This window comes from Prochlorococcus marinus str. MIT 9211, from assembly GCF_000018585.1.
GTDB lineage: Bacteria > Cyanobacteriota > Cyanobacteriia > PCC-6307 > Cyanobiaceae > Prochlorococcus_D > Prochlorococcus_D marinus_B.
In genome coordinates this window covers 191,868-213,845 of the sequence record NC_009976.1, presented here as the reverse complement: position 1 = coordinate 213,845, position 21,978 = coordinate 191,868, and the positions used below count along the sequence as shown (strand labels likewise).

Genomic DNA, 21,978 nt, shown 5'->3' with positions numbered 1-21,978 from the left:
GAAGTAAGTTTGCAAAAGCCTTAAAAACCTGTCCTTTAACTCAGAATCAAATTTCCTGAAGATGGCCAAAAAAATTGTAGCTGTGATCAAATTGGCACTCCAAGCTGGTAAAGCCAATCCTGCGCCCCCTGTAGGCCCTGCATTAGGTCAGCATGGTGTAAATATCATGGCGTTCTGCAAGGAATACAACGCAAAGACCCAAGACAAAGCAGGCTTTGTGATTCCTGTTGAAATATCCGTTTTTGAAGATCGAAGTTTTACTTTCATCACAAAAACTCCTCCTGCATCTGTATTAATCACAAAAGCTGCAGGCATTGAAAAAGGCTCTGGTGATTCAGCTAAAGGTCAAGTAGGTACTATTAATCGTGCTCAGCTTGAAGAAATCGCTAAAACGAAATTACCGGATCTCAATTGCAGTAACATTGAGTCGGCAATGCGAGTCATAGAAGGAACAGCCCGAAACATGGGCGTTTCCGTAAAGGACTAAGCTTTGTTTTATCAAATTCAAATTTGAACAATTAACCCATCAAGGGGGAGACCTATTAGTCGCCAGTACCCCAAGTATCTATGACTAAAATTTCAAAAAGAATGGCTAGCCTCTCTTCAAAAATTGAAGACAGAGCATATCCACCACTTGAAGCTATTAATCTTGTAAAAGAAAGCTCAACCGCGAAGTTCGATGAAACTATCGAAGCCCATGTACGTCTAGGAATTGATCCGAAATATACTGATCAGCAAATTAGAACAACAGTCACACTCCCTAATGGGACTGGTCAAACAATACGAATTGCTGTTATAGCAAGGGGCGAAAAAGTTGCTGAAGCCAAATCCGCTGGGGCTGATTTAGCTGGAGAAGAAGAATTAGTAGACTCCATTAGTAAAGGAGAAATGGGCTTTGATCTACTTATTGCCACTCCAGACATGATGCCTAAAGTTGCAAAATTAGGCAGAGTTCTTGGACCTCGTGGTTTAATGCCAAATCCAAAAACTGGAACAGTAACAGCTGACCTTGTAGGAGCCATTAAAGAGTTCAAAGCTGGAAAACTTGAATTCAGGGCAGATAAAGCTGGAATTATTCATGTTCGCTTTGGGAAAGCAAGCTTTAACGCAGACGCGCTATTGGAAAATCTCAAGACACTTCAAGAAACAATTGATAGAAACAAACCCAGTGGGGCAAAAGGTCGTTTCTGGAAAACCCTTTATATAACTTCTACTATGGGGCCTTCGATAGAAGTGGACATCGCTGCATTACAAGATATTTCCCAAGAATAAATAGCCTTTTTGATATTATTTATGTAATTGGCTTATGCCAACGGGCATGCGCCCGGCCAAAGACAGCAGGTTAAATAAACTTTTGCATTTCATGCGAAAGTTTAGATAAATCCTGCCGAGGTAAACGCAACGATTTCCCTTACTTGGATTAATCGATAGCGCCCTCGTCTCTTCAAAGAGATAGTTAGGCCCGTATGTCTAGCTTTTCCCCTGATTGGATCCAATTACTATGGGCCGCACGCTGGAGAGCAAAAAGCAAATTGTCGAAGAGCTCAAAGCTCTCCTCGATCAAGCTGAAATGGCTCTGGTCATTGACTATCAAGGTTTAACCATCAAAGAAATGTCTGATCTGCGGACTCGCTTAGGGCCTAGCAGTGGCATATGCAAGGTGACTAAAAACACCTTAATGCGCAAGGCAATTGATGGTGATACTTCTTGGTCAAGTCTGGAGTCATTATTAAATGGTACCAATGCATTCGTCCTTGTAAAAGGCGATGTAGGTGGTGCCTTGAAAGCAGTTCAAGCTTTCCAAAAGGAAACCAAAAAATCCAAAACAAAAGGCGGTCTTTTTGAAGGCAAGCTCTTATCGCAGGATGAAATCAAGGCAATTGCCAACCTTCCTACAAAAGAAGTTTTAATGGCACAAATTGCAGGTGCATTAAACTCCATAGCCACAAAAATGGCAGTTGGAATTAATGAGGTTCCTTCTGGTCTTGCAAGATCTCTTAAGCAGCATGCTGATAGTGGTGAAAATTAATTTCACCAACTTTTTAATCCTTTTTCTCTCTCAATAATTGATCAATTCAAACCATGTCTAAAAAAACCGACGAAATTCTTGATTCCCTTAAAAGCCTCTCATTGCTTGAAGCTTCTGAGCTTGTCAAGCAAATCGAAGAAGCCTTTGGTGTTTCAGCAGCAGCTTCTGCAGGTGTGGTAATGGCAGCTCCTGGAGCTGGTGGTGGTGCTTCAGCTGCTGGTGAAGCAGCTGAAGAAAAGACTGAATTTGACGTAATACTTGAAAGCTTTGATGCGGCTGCAAAGATCAAAGTTTTAAAGGAAGTACGTAATGCCACAGGGCTAGGTCTTGGAGAAGCAAAAGCAATGGTCGAAGCTGCACCTAAAACAATTAAAGAAGGTGCTAGCAAGGAAGATGCAGAAGCATTGAAAAAAGCTATTGAAGCGGTCGGAGGAAAAGTAACTCTTAAATAATTTTTTTTTCATCACTCCGATCTTTTGGCTATTTTCAAGCCGGTCTCAATGGCCGGCTATTTTTTTCTAATGACTACTAATCATGGGCTGGTTATAGCGGCAGCCACGGATGGTGCCTGTAGTGGCAATCCTGGCCCAGGAGGTTGGGGTGCTCTGATCCGTTTTGAAGATGGCACTACTAAAGAATTTGGTGGATTTGAACAGCAAACCACCAACAATCGAATGGAATTACAAGCAGCTCTTGAAATAATGAGAAGACTAAAAGATCTACCTCTTCACCCAAGGTTAACGATCAGAACAGATAGCAAGTATCTAATAGATGGCCTAGGGAAATGGATTATAGGATGGAAAAAAAAAGGATGGAAAACTTCCTCAGGCAAACCTGTTCTCAACAAAGATCTGTGGGAGACTTTAGACAAAGAGCGTCTCACAGGTGTAAGCCTTGAATATGTTAAAGGTCATAGTGGTGACCATGACAATGACAGAGTAGACAAGATCGCTGTAAGCTTTTCAAAAAATCTTGCGATACAACTCAACTGAGAGAGGTGTGAAAGATGGCACATCCATCAGAGTCTAAATTTCTGTCAATCAAATCCGTATATCAACGATTCCTTTCGCCAATCCTTTCAGAAGATGAAGGGATTGATGCCGAACAACTAACAAACTTTGCACTCAATACGCTTGGACAAGTCTCCATTTATAGACAATGGCCAGGCTTTTCCGGGTTATTAGCTCAAGTAGGCAAAGAACTTCAAAGGAGTGACCCAAGATTAACGCAAAAGTTATTTGGTTGTAATTTTGATAACCCTATAGGCCTAGCAGCAGGTTTTGATAAGAATGCTATTGCAGCGGGTATTTGGCATTATTTTGGTTTTGGGTTTGCAGAACTCGGCACCGTCACTTGGCATCCTCAGCAAGGGAATCCAAAACCACGTTTGTTCCGGCTAGCAAAGGAACAAGCAGCTTTAAATCGCATGGGTTTTAACAATAACGGCGCCATTATCATGCGAAGTACATTAGAAAAGCAAAAGATTTCTGCTCGAGGGCAAAGACCTGCAGTACTTGGAATCAACTTTGGAAAGTCGAAAATCTGCTCACTAGAGCAAGCAGCCGATGACTATGCTGCATCTCTTGAATTACTAGCTCCCTTGGCCGATTATGCTGTCATAAATGTCAGCTCTCCTAATACCCCAGGTCTAAGGAAGTTACAAGACCCGAAACAATTACGACGCTTAATCGAACGTCTACGACGACTACGTAGTTGTCCACCATTACTTGTAAAAATTTCACCGGATCTAGAAGACCATGCAATTAGTGACTTAGCAAAGCTAGCTTACGAAGAAGGTTTAGCAGGGATAATTGCTATCAATACTAGTGTTGATAGATTAGGATTAGGAAATAGAGTTATTTCACAAACTGGATTAACTCTAGGAAATGAAGTCGGTGGTTTGAGTGGGGCTCCACTAAACAAAAGAGCCATAGAGGTTATAAAACTACTTCGAGAGTCAGCTGGTGAAAACCTACCACTTATAGGAGTTGGTGGTATCAACTCTCCACAACATGCTTGGGAACGTATTAGTGCCGGTGCTACTCTTCTTCAGATATATACAGGCTGGATTTTTCAAGGGCCGACACTGGTACCTTTAATTTTAGATGGATTGTCGAGCCAACTAGATCAGCATGGGTTTCGAAATATCACTGAAGCTATAGGGAGTAATGCACCATGGATATAGAAGCTGAGATTGATAATCATCAACAAGTCTCAAATTTCTTTAAACATGGAGGGAATATTGCCCAAGAAGCAAAAAGATTGGGATTCCAGCCAAATGAACTAATAGATGCCAGTGCATCATTAGTTCCCTTCCCTCCTCCTAAAGAAATTAAAAAGTGTATTATCAATGCGCTTAAAGGAATGGATATCACAAGTTATCCAGACCCAAGTCTTACAACTCTAAGAGATGTAATCAGCACTTGGCATGGTATTGATCCCTCCTGTGTATTGCCTGGCAATGGAGCAGCAGAGTTAATTACATGGGCTGCTCGCGATGCTGCGAAGCATGGCCTAAGTATCTTGCCTTCGCCAGGTTTTAGTGACTATAAGCGCGCCTTAAAATGCTGGAACTCCCTTTATAAGCAAACTCCTCTGCCATTGTCATGGGATTCTATCTTCCCTCAATCATTTCCGATTAGTACATCCTCTAACGTGATTTGGGTAACGAATCCACATAATCCAACAGGTCAATTATGGAGTCGAAATTCTCTGGAAAAATTACTTGTATCTAATCGGCTAGTGATCTGTGACGAAGCATTTTTACCGCTAGTTCCTAACGGCGACAAACAATCACTTATACCTCTTATTACTAGTCATTCAAATCTGATTGTCATAAGAAGTCTTACTAAGCTTTTCTCAATAGCTGGTTTAAGAGTTGGGTATGCGATTAGTTCGAGGCACAGATTACATGAATGGGAGAAATGTAGAGATCCATGGCCAATGAATGGCCTTGCAATAGCTGTAGGAACAATGCTAATGAGTAACCAAACATTAATGAACAGGCAAATTCAGAAAGTCCAATCATGGGTATCAAATGAAGGGGCTTGGCTACATTCAAAACTTGAGGGTCTTCATGGCATAAAATCTTACCCATCTTCAACTAACTTCCAATTAATTCATAGTAGCAATTCACTAAGTCTATTACGCGAACAGCTAGCGCAAAGAAAGATTTTACTTAGAGATTGTCAATCTTTTGAAGGTCTAGGAGCTAACTGGCTACGAATTAGCTTAAAAAGTCGACATGAAAATCTGCGCATCTTGGATGCAATGAAGGAAGTAATTAACTAGCTTCCTTTAATAGAGACATCAAATGAATGTGAGCGTCTCTAACTGCCATCTTTGCCATGCCTTTTCTCATCAAATTAAGTAAGTTCTCAACTGTATCTGCTTGAGAAAGATTTTTTTTCAATAGCCTTTCCAGTGCATTTCTTAACGCCTTTCCCTCTGGCTCATGCTGATGCACAATCAATGCAGCACCAAATTGTGATGCATATATAGCATTACATTCTTGATGGTTATCTGCTGCATAGGGATAAGGCACAAGAATCGCTGGGACTTCGCAGACTGCGAATTCACTCAAGGCACCAGCACCAGACCTACTAATGACAAGGTCGGCATTTTGCAACAGCCCTGGGATATCATCAGAAAATGGTTGCTCAACAAGATTCGTATGAATAATTTTTGACTGAGCATTCTTTCCCGTTATATGAACTATTCGACAACCTTGATCAAGTAAAAACGGGAGGACAGCTCTAACCATATCATTTAAACCAACCGCACCCTGACTACCGCCTATTACAACAATTAAAGGTCCAGGTCCAGAAGGAGCCCATGAAGGTAATTTATTTTTCATCAAGAAAGATTTTCTAACTGGAGTTCCAGTCACAGTCACTTTGCACCCTGGCAATTTTTTTTTTGCAGGGGGCCAGCCTAATGCAACTTTGTCGCATAATCGGCCTAACAATCTAGTCGCTTTCCCTGGAATAGCATTTGATTCATGAAGAATAACTTTTTTGCCAGTGAGTTTTGCTGCAAGTACTGCTGGGACAGCAATATAACCACCTGTTGTCAAAACTATTTGAATTCGATTCCTTCTAATCAGGCAAATTACTGATCCAGTTGCTGCGAGTAATTTGAAAATTTGAACGATTCTCTTAATTCCACGACTTTGTACCCCTTCAACCCCAATAGTTGATAATTGATACTTTTTAGGTATCAAACTCGACTCTAGGCGGTCAGAGACTCCTAGCCAACTAACTTTCCACGACTCAGGCAAGGCCTCTGCAACAGCGAGAGCTGGAAAGAGATGACCACCGGTTCCACTTGCTGCGATCAAAAGACAGGACATAGAAATAATTGCTATTCATACCTACGCTTAAAGTTATACGTAATAAGAAAAATTCCTAGGTGGAGCATCTCATCAGATTTTGCGTCAGTTCAGTCATTCTGCTCATGGTCGCATTCACAAGCCAAACATACTCCAGAGAAATAGATATAAAAACACTCAGTCGCGAACTCGAGAAATCTTTCAATAGCCGAAATACCTCGGGTTGGGAAACTCTAATGTCAACAGATATCGCTATCACTTTAAAGCAAGAGTATCAGGATTTTCTCAAAAGATTCCCAAATGCAGAGTGGACTATCAAGCCAGGAAAAAAATTAAAAGATAATCGAGAATCTCTTAATCTATCCATTCGGTCTGAAAAAAAATTAAATAATCAAACATACTTGTTAGAGGCTAAGCAGAAATTGGCTTTTACTAAAGAAGGAAATCGAATTATTAGGAAAGAAATTCTAAGTGAGTACTCAATCTTACGAGCACTAAAAAGTCCTCTGCAGATAAGTCTAAACATTCCAGACATAGTCCTCACAGGCACCAACTATGATATCGACATTATTCTTGAGAAGCCTCTAAAAGATGGAATTATTGCCGGTGGGTTAATAGCCATTGAACCTGGCAGAATAACTAACGAAGAATTCCCTCAGATGCCTCTAATGCCTACCGAGTCAGGAGGATTGTTTAAATCAGCACAATCACCTCTCAATCCTGGTATTCAACAATGGGCAGCTCTAATAGCCCACCCAGATGGGCTTATAGCAATCACTAAAAGAGTAAAGATAGTATCTAATCCAGATGAGCTAATCCCTTAAAGGATTGTTATTTTTTCTATAGAGAATCTCTTTACTGATATTCAATCAATCTAATTCATCTAGAGCTGCAACACCTGGAAGTGTTTTCCCCTCAAGCAACTCAAGACTAGCTCCACCTCCTGTAGAGATATGGGACATTTTATCTGCCAAGCCTGCTTTTTCTACAGCAGCAACTGAATCGCCACCACCAATAATTGTGCAACAACCTTTCTGACTTAATACAGACAAAGTAGTTGCTATAGAGTTTGTACCATTAGCAAACTTATCAAATTCAAAAACACCCATAGGACCATTCCAAATGACTGTCTGACAATCCTCTAAAGCATCTTGAAAGAGTTTTACTGAATCAGGGCCAATGTCTAGCCCCATCCAACCTTCAGGGATAGAATTTATTTGAGCTATTTGACTATTTGCATCTGGAGAGAAATTGTCAGCCAACACAACATCCGTAGGCAAAAGTAACTCAACACCTTTTGATTTAGCCTTTTCTTCAAGTGCTTTCGCAAGTTCAAGCTTGTCATCTTCAACCAAGCTTTTCCCCACAGATAAACCTCTAGCTTTATAGAAAGTAAAGATCATACCTCCACCGATAAGAACCTTGTCACATTTATCAATTAATGATTCCAGTACACCAATCTTGCTACTCACTTTTGACCCACCAACTATTGCAGCCAAGGGTCTCTTTGGTGAATCGATTGCACCTTGTAAATACTGAAGCTCCTTCTCCATCAAATATCCTGCAACATTAGGGCTAAGAAATTTCGTTACTCCTTCAGTAGATGCATGGGCCCTATGAGCAGCTCCAAAAGCATCATTAACGTAAACTTCTGCCAACTCAGATAATTCTTTAGCAAAATCTGGGTCATTTTTTTCCTCGCCTTGAATAAATCGGACATTTTCTAAAAGCATCACATCTCCATTATTTAAGCTTTGAGCCTTTGCTTGAGCATCTGACCCAATACAACTATCTGTTTTAATAACAGTGTGACCTAATAATTCACTCAACCTTTGAGCAACTGGAGTAAGTCGCATAGCATCATTAACTTGGCCTTTGGGACGTCCGAAATGAGCAGAAAGGATAACTCGCGCACCTTTATCTATTAAATCTTTAATTGTTGGTAGAGCAGCACGAATTCTTGTGTCATCAGTTATATCACCTTCAGCATTTACTGGGACATTGAAATCAACTCTCACAAAAACTCGCTTACCGCATAGCTCCTCTGCGCTGAGACTAGAGAGAGAACGCTTTGCCATGGGTACCTTGAAAATTTAAACGTTGTGAGAATAACCTGTTAAATCTATTAATGGCTTTTCTCTCAGCCAGAGAAATCATCTGGCCATAGCAATCAACCATCCAGGTCCCCCTCGAGGGCATTCCTTGTTAAAAAGGTTCAAATGTCCATAGAATGATAAGGCTTGATCATTTTTGAAAGCAATAACTAAAAACTAACTAGCAATTGAAAGGTTGAATTTTTTGAATCTTGTAAAAAAGAAAGTCTTCTTTGCAACAAAGAAAATAAATCAATAATATTAATTGATCCTCATGAGTCCAAGTATTCAATTTCGACAAAGATAAAAACACTACATTCACTACATTGCCTGCCAAACAAGCAATGTCTTCCAATCCCAATCCGGGTAATGCAATGATTTCCCCTCTTATTCAATGGTATCCAGGCCACATTGCTAAGGCAGAAAAGCAGCTAAAGAAGCATATCGATAAAGTAGATCTCGTAATAGAAGTACGAGATGCTCGTATACCAATATCAACTTCACATCCTCATCTTGAAAAATGGATCACCAATAAAAAGCATTTATTAGTGATTAATCGTAGAGACATGATTACAAATAAAGCTATTAAAGAATGGGATCAGTGGTTTAAGTCTGAAGGGAAAACTCCATGGTGGTGTAATGCCAAAAATGGAAATGGCGTAGCCATGATCAAAGAAGCAGCTATTAGACTAGGGGATGAATTGAACGAGCGCCGTAAATCAAGAGGAATGAGAAGTCGTGCAGTAAGAGCTCTTACACTGGGCTTCCCAAATGTTGGCAAATCTGCTCTAATCAATAGGCTAACCATGCAAAAAGTTGTTGAGAGTTCGCGTCGAGCAGGAGTAACAAAATCTCTTCGTTGGGTCAGGCTTGGTCAACAGCTTGATCTATTAGATGCTCCTGGTGTATTGCCACCACGATTAGAGAACCAAAAAGCTGCACTGCTACTTGCTATATGCGATGACATTGGTCAAGCAGCGTATGATGTTGAATCGGTAGGGATAGCCTTTTTAAGGCTCCTAAGTGCTCTTGAAGAAACATATTCTGGTTTCAACAAAGAATCTCTTAAGGAACGCTATGGAATTGCTCTAGAAAACTGTGAGCCCAATGTCCATGACTGGTTGGCTAATTCAGCGAGTGTACACACTTCAGACGACTTGAGAAGAATGGCACAGAAATTATTAGATGACTTCCGCAAATTATTACTTGGCCAAATTTCTCTTGAACTTCCTAAATAATGGAAGATAGTACTAAGCAATGCTTTGGCGAAGGAGAAGGAGAACTAGTAATCCTCCATTATCCCAAGCCACTTCCAATGAGACTTGATCGCTGGCTAGTGAGTCAAAGGTCAGAACAAAGTCGTGCACGTATTCAGAAATTTATTAATGAAGGATTAGTCAAAGTGAATGAAAAAATAGGTAAGGCAAAAACACCTCTTAGGCAAGGAGACGAAATTAAACTATGGCTACCACCACCCGAGCCACTCCCATATCTGAAACCAGAAAAAATTAGCTTGGACATATTATATGAAGACAAATATTTAATCGTAATAAATAAGCAAGCAGGCATAGCCGTCCATCCTGCACCAGGAAATAAATTCGGTACGTTAGTCAATGGCTTACTCCATCATTGCAATGATCTCCCAGGAATTAGTGGAAAACTTAGGCCAGGAATTGTACATCGTCTAGATAAAGACACAACAGGCTGCATTGTGGTTGCAAAGACACAAGAAGCATTAGTGAATCTACAGAAACAAATTCAGACACGAGTCGCATCTAGGATTTACCTTGCTATTGTTCATGGCGTACCCAAGGGAGACAAGGGGACAATCATTGGAGCAATAGGACGGCATCCAGTCGATCGAAAAAAATACGCCGTTGTAACCAATGAGATGGCCAGATATGCTTGTACTCATTGGGAGCTTAAAGAAAGACTTGGCGATTACTCACTCCTAAGCTTCAAATTAGATACAGGGAGAACTCATCAAATCCGTGTACATTGTGCCCATTTTGGTCACCCCATCCTTGGAGACCAAACATATAGTCGCTGCAAAAAATTGCCTAATGGAGTCTCCAGTCAAGTTTTACATGCTGTTAAACTTGGTCTAAAGCATCCACATAACAATGAAACAATGCTTTTTGAAGCACCATTGCCCAATACATTTAAAAATGTTTTGACTCGATTACAAAAGAGACTAATTACTAATGACAATAATTCATAGTCAATATAGTCTACTAATCTCAATTAAAGGATTTAATCCTTGGGCAAGCACTAACTAGTGTTTTAGTAAGTTCATTCTGAGGTTTATTAAATATCTGATGTGACAAACCTTCTTCAACAATTTTTCCCTTATCTAAAACAATCAACCTATGGCAAAAGCTATGGGCAACCGATAAATCATGCGTGATAAAAAGAATTGCTAATCCAAGTTTTTTTTGCAGTGAGCTCAATAAATTTAGGACATCTGCTTGCATTTCAGCATCTAGCATACTCACACTTTCATCACAAATAAGTACCTTGGGAGTCAAAGCAAGAGCACGCGCAATCGCAACTCTTTGTTGCTGACCACCAGAAAGTTCATGAGGTAAACGGTGTTGAAAGTTTTCAGGTGGGCTTAAACCTACTTGATCCAACAGCTTTCTTGATTGCTCTTTTGCACTTGCTTTATTGCATAAATTATGAGCAAGTAGTGGATCGGAGATGGTGTCTAAAACTGTCATCTTGGGATTCATAGAACCAAAAGGATCCTGAAAGATCATCTGTAATGCCTGTCTAGCTTGTTTAACAGAGGACCTATTTAATCTTGCTAAATTTTGCCCAAACAACATCACATCACCTCCTCTGATAGGCAACAAGCCCACGAGGGCTCTACACAAAGTGCTCTTCCCACAGCCTGATACTCCTACTACTCCTAATGTTTCCCCTTGTAGCAAAGAAAAACTAACTTCATCAACAGCTTTAATCCAATTAGTTTGCCAAGGCAACCAACCCCCAGCATGCCAACATCGCAATCGATCAACCTTTAATACAACTTTTCCCTCAATTTGAGACTTTAAAGATTTTTGTTCTCGCGCTTTAACAGCACCAACCAAGCTCTTCCCCAGCAAAGATAATGGCTGCTCTACAACATCTCTACTGAAACCTTCCTCAACTATATTGCCTTCCCCAAGGATTGCCATGCGTTCACACCATCTGGCTGCCAGAGCAAGGTCATGGGTAATTAATAAGAGACTAGTGCCAAGTTCATTGCAAAGGTTGTTCAACTCTCTCATTACCTGGTTTGCCACTGCGACATCCAAGCTAGAAGTAGGCTCATCTGCAATGACTAAAGGTGGATTCAAAGCAATTGCCAAAGCAATGGCTAATCGTTGACGCATGCCACCACTAAATTGATGAGGAAAAGCATTGAAACGAGCAGGATTGATCCCAACTTTTATCAACAATTCTTCAGCCCGAAATCTGCGCCAAGAAGAAGTCTTCTCTGGTCTATGTGCCTTTAATGTATCCAAGATATGATCTCCAATTGTCATTAATGGATTCAGGCGACTCATTGGATCTTGAAAAACCAAACCAACCAACTCTCCTCTAAGTTGAACCAAGCTTTTAGGCTCTAAGTTCATGAGATCTTGTCCAGCAACTAATAGAGAACCTTGACAGATACTCCCTGAAGGAAGAATTTGCATTAAAGCCTTAGCAACAGTACTTTTCCCAGACCCTGAGCTACCAATGAGAGCAACACGTTCTCCAGCTCGAATATTTAAATTGAAGCGATCCAATACCCATTTAGAAGTGTTGGGATAACAAACCCTCAAGTTTTGAATATTTAAAACATCCCCTAAAGAACTAGTCATAAGATGTAGCGAGAGGTGTTAATCCTGAATAATATGTATAAATCCGCTGAGTCGGATGTTAAATGCCACTTCAAAATCAAATAAAGAACAGGTCAACTTGACCTCTAGCTTGACAGTGGATGGTGAACCTCAACTTAGAACTGAACCCATCAGTAGCACAGAGGACTACGGGATTCAATTACCTGATTGGTTAAAAACTTGTATTTTAAAAGTACCTCCAGGGTTGGGGGATAGTTGCCCTAGAGATTCAGAAGCATTAATTGCAAATGCATTTGACTTGGCTTTTCGCCTTCACAAAGGTCAATTCCGTGCAAGTGGTGATCCATACATAGTTCATCCTGTTGCAGTTGCAGACTTGTTACAAGAGATAGGAGCAGGACCGACGGTTATAGCTGCAGGATTACTTCATGATGCAATTGAAGATACAGATCTAACTCTGGAACAATTACAAAGTTTTTTTGGTAATGAAGTAGCTGGATTAGTAGAAGGAGTAACCAAGCTAGGAGGAATTCACGTAACCAATAGAACAGAAGCTCAAGCAGAAAACTTGAGAAAAATGTTTCTTGCTATGGCTAGTGACATCAGAGTTGTACTTGTAAAGCTTGCTGACAGGCTCCACAATATGCGGACCCTAGACTCGCTCCAATCTGATAAACAGCAACGTATTGCGTTAGAAACTCGCGAAATATATGCCCCATTAGCGAACCGTTTAGGGATAGGACGTTTTAAATGGGAATTAGAAGACCTTGCCTTCAAACTCCTTGAACCTGATTCTTATAGAGAAATTCAGCAAGAAGTAGTGACCAAAAGAAGCGAAAGAGAAAAACGCCTGGACAAAACAATAGAGCTACTACGAACCAAGTTACTTGCAGCAGGTCTTACGGAATATGAGATTAATGGTAGACCAAAACATCTATTTGGTATTTGGGGCAAAATGGAACGTCAACAAAAAGAATTTCATGAAATTTACGATATAGCAGCTCTTCGAATCATCGTTCCTAACCTCGAAACATGCTACAGAGCCCTAGCAGTTGTTCATGATACTTTCCGCCCTATCCCTGGTCGTTTTAAAGACTATATTGGCCTACCAAAACCCAATGGCTACCAATCATTGCATACAGCCGTCATTGGACGCCATAGACCAATTGAAGTGCAAATAAGAACGCCAGAAATGCATCAAGTAGCTGAGTTCGGAATAGCAGCTCACTGGAAATATAAAGAAGGTGGCTCCCCAGCATCAGGAAACACAGAACGGTTTAATTGGCTTCGTCAGCTAGTTGAATGGCAACAAGAAGGCGGCAATGATGATCATAATGACTATCTAGCTTCAATAAAGGAAGACTTATTTGATGAAGAGGTGTTTGTATTTACACCAAAAGGTGATGTGGTCGGACTCAGAAAAGGCTCCACAGCAATTGACTTTGCATATCGGATTCATTCTGAAGTTGGTAATCATTGCCACGGAACCCGCATTAACGATAGGTTATGCCCCTTATCAACTTCTTTATGCAATGGAGACTTTGTCGAAATTCTTACCAACAAGACTGCCCATCCTAGTCTTGACTGGCTTAATTTTGTAGCCACTCCGACTGCCCGCAATCGCATAAGGCAATGGTATAAGAAAAGTCATCGGGATGAGACTATAGATCGTGGGAAAAGCTTGCTAGAAAGAGATTTAGGTCGGAAAGGGTTTGATGCATTACTACGTAGTCAGGCGATGCAAAAAGTTGCTGAGCGTTGTAATGTAAAGTCAATAGATGATCTTCTAGCAGCTCTTGGATTTGGCGCAATAACTTTGCAACAAGTACTAAATCGTTTACGAGAAGAAATACGTCTTCAAAATATATCCCCAGAAATACATCCGACAAACTCTGATGTCGCCAAACACTTTTCAAGTCAAGCAGGATCAATACCTTCTAAAAGGTCTATTTTGAATTCTTCTCCAATTCTTGGGATAGAAGGCTTGGACTATCGCTTGGGTGGCTGCTGTAGCCCATTACCTGGAGAAGAAATATTAGGAACTGTTGCCTTAGGTAATCATGGTATTACAGTACATCGAGAAAATTGTGTTAATCTAAATTCAATACCGAATAGTAGGAGATTACCAGTCAAATGGAATCAAAGTTCATATCTACAAGATCAGAAATTCACAACGCAATTAAGGATTGAAGTAATTGATCGGGTGGGGATTTTGAAAGATATTTTACTGCGACTATCTGATAGTGGGATTAATGTAAGTGATGCTCGAGTAAAGACAGCTTTTGGGAAACCTGCATGTATTGATCTAAGAATTGAATTGAAAGATGCAGAGCAATTAAAAAACACAATGCGCCAAATTCGTTCAATGGCCGATGTAATTGATATTGCTCGGACTGGTCTTAATTAAATAAGCTCAAGTGCATTCGTAGAATTAACTTATCCGATTCCACCAAATTATCTATTAGGTTCAGGGGAATGGACTCCTTTCAAAATAACCATCAAGTCTGTTAGTTCAATAATCTAGAAACCCTTCACTGAAAATAACAACAGCAGGAGTTTTTAAAACACCTTGACAAATCAATCCTTTACTAATTAGTTGCAAATAATATCTTAAATCTCTAAGCAAAGATTTCCTCAGAAAGAGTACTTTATCTAGTCAGAGATTTGTGGAGAGCATAAAAACTAAACCCAACGACAATGCCCAACAGTAAACCGACTATTGATGACCCTAACAAAATCCTACTACTAAGGATTAAGCCCTTATCCCATAACTGATCTCTAGTTAACTGCGCTAAACTTTGCGAGTCTCGCCCTTGTCCCAAAAATACTTCTCCAACTTTATAGTTAAACCAATAAAGAGGAACATAAGTGAATGGATTACTTATCCAGGTCCCCGCAGCTGCTAGTAAATGATTCCCTCTAAAGACACTTGCCAAGAAAATCCCAAAAAATGTTTGAAACCCAAAGAAAGGGAAGCATCCACTGAAAACTCCTACAGCCAAGCCACGTGCTCGCTGGGCAGGCGTCCCTTCTTGCCTCCAAGCCCAAAGACAAAATTGACGGGACTTTATGAACAATTTATGGCATATGGGAATCATTTCATGCCCAGCAAGATTTATAAAAGAGACTCAACATGATGCTAAAGAACTGTGCTTAATTCTTAATTAATGAATTTGGCTTTCTCAACAGAAGAAACAATCGCAGCGATTGCTTCGGCAGTGTCACCAGGGCAGGGAGGAGTGGCGGTAATTCGCATTTCAGGACGATCTGCTCAAGAAACTTGCAAACAAATTGTCCACATCCCTGGTGATCAAATTTGGAGTAGTCACAGAATTGTTTATGGGCATGTAATAGAGAAGAAAACTCAAAAGCATATAGACGAAGTATTGATATTAATTATGGAGGCTCCGAGAAGCTTCACTGGGGAAGATGTAGTAGAGATTCACTGTCATGGAGGATTGATCTCAGTTCAAAGAATACTCAACCAAATCCTTGAACAACCAGACGTTAGGAGAGCCTTGCCTGGGGAGTTTAGCCAGCGTGCAGTATTGAATGGACGGCTTGATCTTATACAAGCAGAAGCAATTAATGATTTAATTAGCGCCAAAAGTCAAAAGGCCGCTGAACTTGCCATGGCAGGTGTTGATGGCGATATAACTCAGAGAATTAATTCACTACGAGATAAGCTCTTAGATCAACTCAGTGAAATAGAAGCTCGCATTGACTTTGAAGATGACCTCCCCCCCCTTAATAAGCAAGCATTGTTGGCTGATCTAATTAAAATAAATAACGAGCTGCAGCAACTAGTAATTGATGCAAAGCAAGGATGTATTTTTCGTAATGGGTTAAAAATTGCCCTAATTGGACTGCCAAATGTTGGGAAAAGTTCAGTTCTTAATCGTCTTAGTAAACGTGAAAGAGCAATTGTGACTGCTTTACCAGGCACAACGAGGGATCTACTAGAAAGTGAAATTATTTTAGAAGGAATCCCTATTACGCTTCTTGATACTGCTGGCATACGCTCTACAAATGATGAGGTAGAAAAAATTGGTGTAGCCAAAAGCAAGAATGCATTAATGACAGCCGATATTGTGCTATTTATTTTTGATATGAGCATTGGCTGGACAACAGCTGACCAAGATCTATTTGATCAAATTCCCAAACAAATGCCCACACTACTTATAGGCAATAAAGCTGATATAAAAGTCCAGCAAGATACCAATCAAGCAGAAATCATCTTTAGTGCTTTAACTGGTCAAGGAGAAAATAATTTAATACAAGCCCTATTAAAGATATGTGGGCTACACGAAACTCACGGAATTGAAATCGCTCTGAATGAACGACAGCTTGACCTTGTAAATGCTGCCTCTAAAGCTTTGGGAAAAACTCTGGAAGTGACAACTCAAGAATTACCATGGGATTTTTGGACTATTGATTTACGCGATGCAATTCAAAAATTAGGAGAACTAACAGGTCATGAAATTTCTGAGGCTCTTCTAGATAGGATCTTCTCACGCTTTTGTATAGGTAAATAAAAAGTGCATTTAAACACTCCTACAATTAATCGACTCATTGATATTTGGCTTGATGAGGATTTAGGGAAAGGAGATCTTACACAAAGTGCTATTCATGAACAAATCGTTTCCGCAAATTGGATAGCTAAGAAAACTGGTATTTTTTGTAGTGGTCCATTAGTAAAAAAAGTCTTTCAAAGATTAAATCCTTCTGTACAAGTTCAATTGCTTGTAGAAGAAGGAGAAAGTTTTGAAGCCGGACAAATCATATTAGAACTCAAGGGTCCAACATCAGCCCTTTTGGCAGGTGAGCGTACAGCGTTAAATATTGCCATGCATTTATCTGGAATTGCTACGGCAACAGCGAAACTTGTTTTGGATTTAGAAAACACAGGAATACATCTAGTAGATACTCGGAAAACGACTCCTGGACTTCGTTTGCTGGAGAAATACGCTGTAAGGTGTGGCGGAGGAACAAACCATCGACTGGGCCTAGATGATGCTGCAATGCTGAAGGAAAATCACATCGCATGGAGTGAAGGGATTGGGCAAGCAATCGCAGCTCTAAAATCATCAATTCCATGGACTTCCAAAATTATTGTCGAAGCAGAAACACCTCTCCAAGCAGAAGAAGCTGTGTTATTAGGTGCTGATGCAATATTGCTTGATGAAATGTCTCCAGCCGAAGTACATTTACTTGTCCCGCGTTTAAGAGAATTAGCAGCTAAAAACACCAAAACTCGAACATCTAATCAAGTTGTGATAGAAGTTTCAGGGATAGACCCTGCCAATATCAAAAGCTATGCAAACACAGGTATAGACTTAATCTCAAGTAGTTCGCCAATTACACAAAGCAGTTGGATAGATTTCAGTATGCGTTTTAACATCGACGATACTTGCAAATAATGCGCAATATTTACTTAGCCTTAAATCAACACATTTGCGGTGCATTAGAAGCTGCTTTCCCTCAGGCTTCTTTAGTGGCCAAACAATCTGGGCAATCATTAAATCCACAATTAGTTCCTGCAACCAAGCCTGAGTTTGGTGATTTTCAAGTTAATGGTGCCTTGGCACTCTCAAAAATACTTAAGAAGGCGCCTCGAAAAATTGCAGAAGAAATTATTAAGCAGCTTGTAAAAAATGATGATTTCAACAAACTATGCCTTAAGCCTGAAATCGCCGGGCCAGGCTTTATTAATTTAACTATTCAGAATAGTTGTCTTACTACAGAGATATGTGCTCGACTAAATGACGATCATCTTGGAGTTCCAATTGCTAAGCCTCTAAAAACTCATAAAAGCCTCAAGCCAATAGTCGTTGACTTCTCTAGCCCAAATATTGCCAAAGAAATGCATGTAGGTCATTTACGATCAACAATTATTGGTGATTCGATAGCACGTGTTTTAGAATTTCGAGGGCATCCTGTTCTGCGCCTCAACCATGTTGGAGATTGGGGAACTCAATTTGGGATGTTGATAACATATCTCAAATTAGTTGCTCCAGAAGCACTAACAACTGCCAACGCCATTAATCTCGGAGACCTAGTCAAATTCTATCGACAGGCTAAAAAACTCTTTGATGAAGATGAGACCTTTCAAGACGCTTCAAGAGAAGAAGTCGTAAGGCTACAAAACGGAGACCCACAAAGTCTGAAAGCATGGCAATTATTGTGCGATCAATCTCGTATAGAGTTTGAAAAGATCTATAAGCGTCTTGATATTCATATCACCGAGAGAGGAGAGTCTTTTTATAATCAATATCTACAAGATGTAATAGATGATCTTAAAAGTACAAATCTCTTGGTAACCGACAATGGGGCAAAATGCATTTTCCTAGATGATATTACTGGCAAAGATGGTAAGCCTCTTCCCCTTATTGTTCAAAAGACTGATGGTGGTTTTAATTATGCAACTACTGATCTAGCAGCGATACGATATCGACTCCAGGCCTATCCACAAGGTGATGGTGCATGTAGGTTGATCTACGTCACTGATGCTGGGCAAGCAAGTCACTTCTTTGCTGTATTCCAAGTTGCAAGGCGTGCAAACTGGATCCCCAATGATTGCCGTATTGAACATGTTCCCTTTGGCTTGGTTCAAGGAGAGGACGGCAAAAAACTTAAAACACGTTCTGGGGATACCGTTCGGCTAAAAGACCTATTAGATGAAGCAATTATTCGTGCAAAAAATGATCTCGAAGAACGTCTTAATGCCGAAGGTCGTAAAGAGGATCAAGAGTTTATCAATAAAGTCTCAAGAGTAATTGGTATCGCGGCAGTAAAGTATGCCGACTTAAGTCAAAATCGAATTACTAATTATCAGTTTAGTTTTAATCGGATGCTTGCCTTGCAAGGAAATACTGCGCCATATCTTTTATATGCCCTAGTTCGTATTGCCGGAATAAATCGTAAGGGGGGGAGTCTCAATGCGACTATCAATAAGCTCACATTTAATGAACCCCAAGAATGGATGTTAGCTCGAGAATTATTGAAATTTGATGAAGTGATACTTCAAGTTGAAGAGGAATTGCTACCAAATCGTCTCTGCAATTATTTATTTGAACTTAGCCAAGTCTTCAATAGGTTCTATGACCAAGTTCCTGTATTAAAAGCTAATGATTCATTAAAAGCATCACGCTTAGCTCTATGTCAACTTACCGCAGACACTATTAAACTAGGTTTAAAGCTCCTTGGTATTCCAACTTTAGACAGGATGTAATGGAATCATTCAAGACATCCCAATTTGTAAAACTCCCTCAAGCTCGACAAGAGGTAGAAAAAATGACTCCTTACTCTGCTCCATTAGAAGGTCGTCGAGAGCTTCTAAGGCTGGACTTTAATGAAAATACTATTGGTCCTAGCCCTAAAGTTATACAGGCCATTCAGAATATCCCTGCAGATCAAATCTCTATTTATCCGGAATACAATGGGTTAAAAGAGGCAATTGCTAATCATTTAAATTCTTCCGAGATTGCAAATCCAATTAAATCTAACCAAATAGGATTATTCAATGGAGTAGATGCTGCGCTCCATGCGATATTCCATGCATATGGAAATCGAAAAGATGCCTTTTTAACAACCACCCCAACCTTTGGTTACTACCACCCTTGTGCCTGCATGCAAGGAATGGAGATCATTGAAATACCTTATGAGCAAAATAGCTTTGAATTCCCATTCAATAGAATTTATAAAGCATTAATTGAAAAAAACCCAAAACTACTAATTATTTGTAACCCCAATAATCCTACCGGTACAAATCTTTCAGCAGAGAGAATCATTCAATTAGCAAAGGCCTCTCCTGAGACGTTAATAGTTATTGACGAACTTTATGAGGCTTTCTTGGGAGATAGTGTAATTCCCATCGTTAACTATGAAAAAACACCAAATATTGTTGTCCTGAGATCACTTTCTAAAACATATGGATTGGCAGGATTGCGAATCGGCTTTGCTATTGGGCATATGGCGGTAGTTAATCGAATTCAACGAGTAACTGGTCCGTATGATATCAATAGCTTTGCCGTAACAGCCGCCTTCGCAGCACTTAAGGACCAAGCTTACATAGATGAATATATAAGAGAAGTTTTGAGAGCACGAGAGTGGATTAAAACAAAGTTAAAGGAACATGACGTCAGGCACGTTATACAAAGTGGTAATTATTTCCTACTCTGGCCAAAATCTAATGTCTCAATAGTAGAGCAATCTCTTAAGAAGCACGGAGTCTTAGTTAGAAATATGAACAATAAGCCACTACTAGAAGGTGCTTTAAGAGTTAGTATTGGTGTATCTACACAGATGGAACAGTTCTGGGAAGCGTTTAAGAAAAGTGATGAGGTTAAGGCATTAGCTTAATGACAAGCTCGTCAGAAATCTTACCTCTAACATTAAAAGTTTTACCTACATCCCTTACCTGAATCCCTTCCATTGCTTCCAAAAAGGGTTCAATACCAGTTTGATCACAACTACTTGGATTGGTACCCCTTACATATTGAACAGGAATAACAATTTTCGGATTTAAATACTTCACCACAGCTGCTGCTTCCCTAGCGTTATATACCTTCGCTCCTCCACCAACAGCAATGACTAAAACATCTGGTCTACCTACAAGCAATTTTTCTTGGAATCTAATTGGAGACACACTGCCTCCCAGGTGAACAAAGTTGACTCCTCCTTGAACCCATTGCCAAGCAGTAGCCAAGCCATACCTACGGCCTCCAAACCGATCATGTGGTGCTGTAAAACCTTCTAAAGCCAGATCTCGTATCCGATATGAGCCTGGTTCTGAAAGAAATAGTCCTCTCACGTTTCTATTCCCCTCATCAGCCAACTCAGAACTGGCAAGAACAACATCTGCTGAAACATTCTTTGGCTCACTTAAGCCTTCAGCGCATCCAACAGCCTTAAAAGGATTCAACAGAACTGAATGTCCACCACCCTTTATTAGCAAGGAGCTATGGCCAAAGCTTGTAATCTGGACACGCTCTGCCTTAACTGATGAAATCGAAGCAAAGGCTAAGACAATTCCTAGACATGCTTTTTTAAATATGTCTCTAGTAAGCAAGCGATTAAAAATCATGGTTTTTTTCTAGATTCAGCCAAAGCTATGAAATTACTTAGTAGTAAAGGCCCAGCTTCAGTCAGAACACTTTCAGGGTGAAACTGAACTCCATGAAGATAAGGGTAATCCTTATGTTGAAGTCCCATAATTGTGCCATCTTTAAGCCAGGCTGTAATTTCAAAACAATCAGGCAAAGTCTCTCTTTGAGCTATAAGGCTGTGGTATCTAGTTGCGACAAGGGGATTTGGTAAATCAAAAAATACACCTTTACTATTATGAAAAACTTGTGATGTCTTCCCGTGCATAAGTTCCTTAGCTTGTACAATTTTTCCTCCAAATACTTGAGCTATTGCTTGGTGACCTAAACAAACACCAAGAATTGGTATCTGCGCAGAAAAATTCCTTAAAACTTCTAGGCAGATGCCAGACTGATCAGGATCTCCAGGTCCTGGAGATAAGACAATAGCCTCAGGGCCTAATTCTTGAATTTCCTTAATTGTTAGAGCATCATTGCGTTCTACTCGTATATCTCGAGCCGAAGGATGGCTTTCTGCCAACTCGCCCAAATATTGAACAAGGTTGAAGGTGAAGCTGTCGTAATTGTCAATAACTAAAAGCATTTAAACTTT

At 40.1% G+C, this 21,978-nt stretch carries 21 protein-coding genes; 15 read left to right on the top strand and 6 right to left on the bottom strand.

Translation table 11 applies throughout. From position 1 onward, the window contains the following. Positions 1–61 precede the first annotated feature (61 nt). The 7 genes from rplK to P9211_RS01060 all read left to right on the top strand — a co-directional run bounded on the left by rplK (position 62) and on the right by P9211_RS01060 (position 5,320). Positions 62–487, top strand: a complete 426-nt coding sequence (rplK, locus tag P9211_RS01090) for a 50S ribosomal protein L11 (RefSeq protein WP_012194778.1) — start codon at positions 62–64, stop codon at positions 485–487. Between the two features lie 80 nt (positions 488–567). Beyond that, positions 568–1,272, top strand: coding sequence for a 50S ribosomal protein L1 (gene rplA, locus P9211_RS01085; protein WP_012194777.1), 705 nt, complete (start codon positions 568–570; stop codon positions 1,270–1,272). A gap of 229 nt (positions 1,273–1,501) precedes the next feature. After that, a complete protein-coding gene (gene rplJ / locus P9211_RS01080) occupies positions 1,502–2,029 on the top strand; it encodes a 50S ribosomal protein L10 (RefSeq protein WP_012194776.1) in 528 nt (175 codons plus the stop codon). Between the two features lie 53 nt (positions 2,030–2,082). Then, a complete protein-coding gene (gene rplL / locus P9211_RS01075; RefSeq protein WP_012194775.1) occupies positions 2,083–2,481 on the top strand; it encodes a 50S ribosomal protein L7/L12 in 399 nt (132 codons plus the stop codon). A gap of 69 nt (positions 2,482–2,550) precedes the next feature. Beyond that, positions 2,551–3,021 carry a ribonuclease H family protein gene (locus P9211_RS01070; protein ID WP_041391343.1) on the top strand — a complete coding sequence of 157 codons (471 nt, stop codon included), beginning with the start codon at positions 2,551–2,553 and terminating at the stop codon, positions 3,019–3,021. Positions 3,022–3,035: 14 nt separating this feature from the next. Beyond that, positions 3,036–4,214, top strand: coding sequence for a quinone-dependent dihydroorotate dehydrogenase (locus P9211_RS01065; protein ID WP_012194773.1), 1,179 nt, complete (start codon positions 3,036–3,038; stop codon positions 4,212–4,214). Next, positions 4,205–5,320: a pyridoxal phosphate-dependent aminotransferase gene (locus P9211_RS01060; RefSeq protein ID WP_012194772.1), complete on the top strand. Its 1,116-nt coding sequence runs from the start codon at positions 4,205–4,207 to the stop codon at positions 5,318–5,320. The genes P9211_RS01065 and P9211_RS01060 overlap by 10 nt, the downstream gene beginning before the upstream one ends. Here the strand turns inward: P9211_RS01060 and murG are convergent. Further along, entirely contained in the window at positions 5,313–6,380 is a 1,068-nt protein-coding gene (gene murG / locus P9211_RS01055) for an undecaprenyldiphospho-muramoylpentapeptide beta-N-acetylglucosaminyltransferase (protein ID WP_012194771.1), read from the bottom strand. The two genes, P9211_RS01060 and murG, sit on opposite strands and share 8 nt — an antisense overlap. 215 nt (positions 6,381–6,595) lie before the next feature. Between murG and P9211_RS01050 the strand changes: the two genes are divergently transcribed. Further along, positions 6,596–7,183, top strand: coding sequence for a hypothetical protein (locus P9211_RS01050; protein WP_012194770.1), 588 nt, complete (start codon positions 6,596–6,598; stop codon positions 7,181–7,183). Between the two features lie 45 nt (positions 7,184–7,228). On the opposite strand, the gene P9211_RS01045 is transcribed toward P9211_RS01050, so the two are convergent. Further along, positions 7,229–8,437, bottom strand: a complete 1,209-nt coding sequence (locus tag P9211_RS01045; RefSeq protein WP_012194769.1) for a phosphoglycerate kinase — start codon at positions 8,435–8,437, stop codon at positions 7,229–7,231. A 389-nt stretch (positions 8,438–8,826) separates the two neighbouring features. Between P9211_RS01045 and ylqF the strand changes: the two genes are divergently transcribed. Next, positions 8,827–9,690: a ribosome biogenesis GTPase YlqF gene (ylqF, locus tag P9211_RS01040; protein ID WP_012194768.1), complete on the top strand. Its 864-nt coding sequence runs from the start codon at positions 8,827–8,829 to the stop codon at positions 9,688–9,690. Further along, positions 9,690–10,673 carry an RluA family pseudouridine synthase gene (locus P9211_RS01035; protein ID WP_012194767.1) on the top strand — a complete coding sequence of 328 codons (984 nt, stop codon included), beginning with the start codon at positions 9,690–9,692 and terminating at the stop codon, positions 10,671–10,673. Before ylqF ends, P9211_RS01035 begins: the two co-directional genes overlap by 1 nt. Positions 10,674–10,692: 19 nt before the next feature. On the opposite strand, the gene P9211_RS01030 is transcribed toward P9211_RS01035, so the two are convergent. Further along, positions 10,693–12,303 (bottom strand): ABC transporter ATP-binding protein, encoded by a 1,611-nt coding sequence (locus P9211_RS01030; RefSeq protein ID WP_012194766.1) that lies wholly within the window; start codon positions 12,301–12,303, stop codon positions 10,693–10,695. A gap of 55 nt (positions 12,304–12,358) precedes the next feature. Between P9211_RS01030 and P9211_RS01025 the strand changes: the two genes are divergently transcribed. Continuing rightward, complete coding sequence (locus P9211_RS01025; protein WP_012194765.1) at positions 12,359–14,689, top strand: RelA/SpoT family protein; 2,331 nt, start codon at positions 12,359–12,361, stop codon at positions 14,687–14,689. Between the two features lie 241 nt (positions 14,690–14,930). Here P9211_RS01025 and P9211_RS01020 read toward each other — a convergent pair whose 3' ends face one another. Further along, the gene (locus tag P9211_RS01020; protein ID WP_012194764.1) at positions 14,931–15,380 is read right to left on the bottom strand and encodes a DUF2062 domain-containing protein; all 450 of its coding nucleotides are present in this window, start codon (positions 15,378–15,380) and stop codon (positions 14,931–14,933) included. 69 nt (positions 15,381–15,449) lie between these two features. Here P9211_RS01020 and mnmE point away from each other — a divergent pair, with 69 nt between their 5' ends. Genes mnmE through P9211_RS01000 form a run of 4 tightly spaced genes read left to right on the top strand, consistent with a single transcriptional unit; the run spans position 15,450 to position 20,643 of the window. Beyond that, positions 15,450–16,817, top strand: coding sequence for a tRNA uridine-5-carboxymethylaminomethyl(34) synthesis GTPase MnmE (gene mnmE, locus P9211_RS01015; protein ID WP_012194763.1), 1,368 nt, complete (start codon positions 15,450–15,452; stop codon positions 16,815–16,817). 3 nt (positions 16,818–16,820) lie between these two features. Continuing rightward, positions 16,821–17,702 (top strand): carboxylating nicotinate-nucleotide diphosphorylase, encoded by an 882-nt coding sequence (nadC, locus tag P9211_RS01010; protein ID WP_012194762.1) that lies wholly within the window; start codon positions 16,821–16,823, stop codon positions 17,700–17,702. After that, positions 17,702–19,513, top strand: coding sequence for an arginine--tRNA ligase (gene argS, locus P9211_RS01005; protein WP_012194761.1), 1,812 nt, complete (start codon positions 17,702–17,704; stop codon positions 19,511–19,513). Before nadC ends, argS begins: the two co-directional genes overlap by 1 nt. Continuing rightward, positions 19,513–20,643: a pyridoxal phosphate-dependent aminotransferase gene (locus tag P9211_RS01000; protein ID WP_012194760.1), complete on the top strand. Its 1,131-nt coding sequence runs from the start codon at positions 19,513–19,515 to the stop codon at positions 20,641–20,643. Before argS ends, P9211_RS01000 begins: the two co-directional genes overlap by 1 nt. Here the strand turns inward: P9211_RS01000 and P9211_RS00995 are convergent. Both P9211_RS00995 and P9211_RS00990 read right to left on the bottom strand, forming a co-directional pair. Further along, positions 20,627–21,367 (bottom strand): MBL fold metallo-hydrolase, encoded by a 741-nt coding sequence (locus tag P9211_RS00995; protein WP_012194759.1) that lies wholly within the window; start codon positions 21,365–21,367, stop codon positions 20,627–20,629. The genes P9211_RS01000 and P9211_RS00995 overlap by 17 nt on opposite strands. Next, positions 21,364–21,969, bottom strand: a complete 606-nt coding sequence (locus tag P9211_RS00990; RefSeq protein WP_012194758.1) for an anthranilate synthase component II — start codon at positions 21,967–21,969, stop codon at positions 21,364–21,366. The genes P9211_RS00995 and P9211_RS00990 overlap by 4 nt, the downstream gene beginning before the upstream one ends. Positions 21,970–21,978 lie beyond the last annotated feature (9 nt).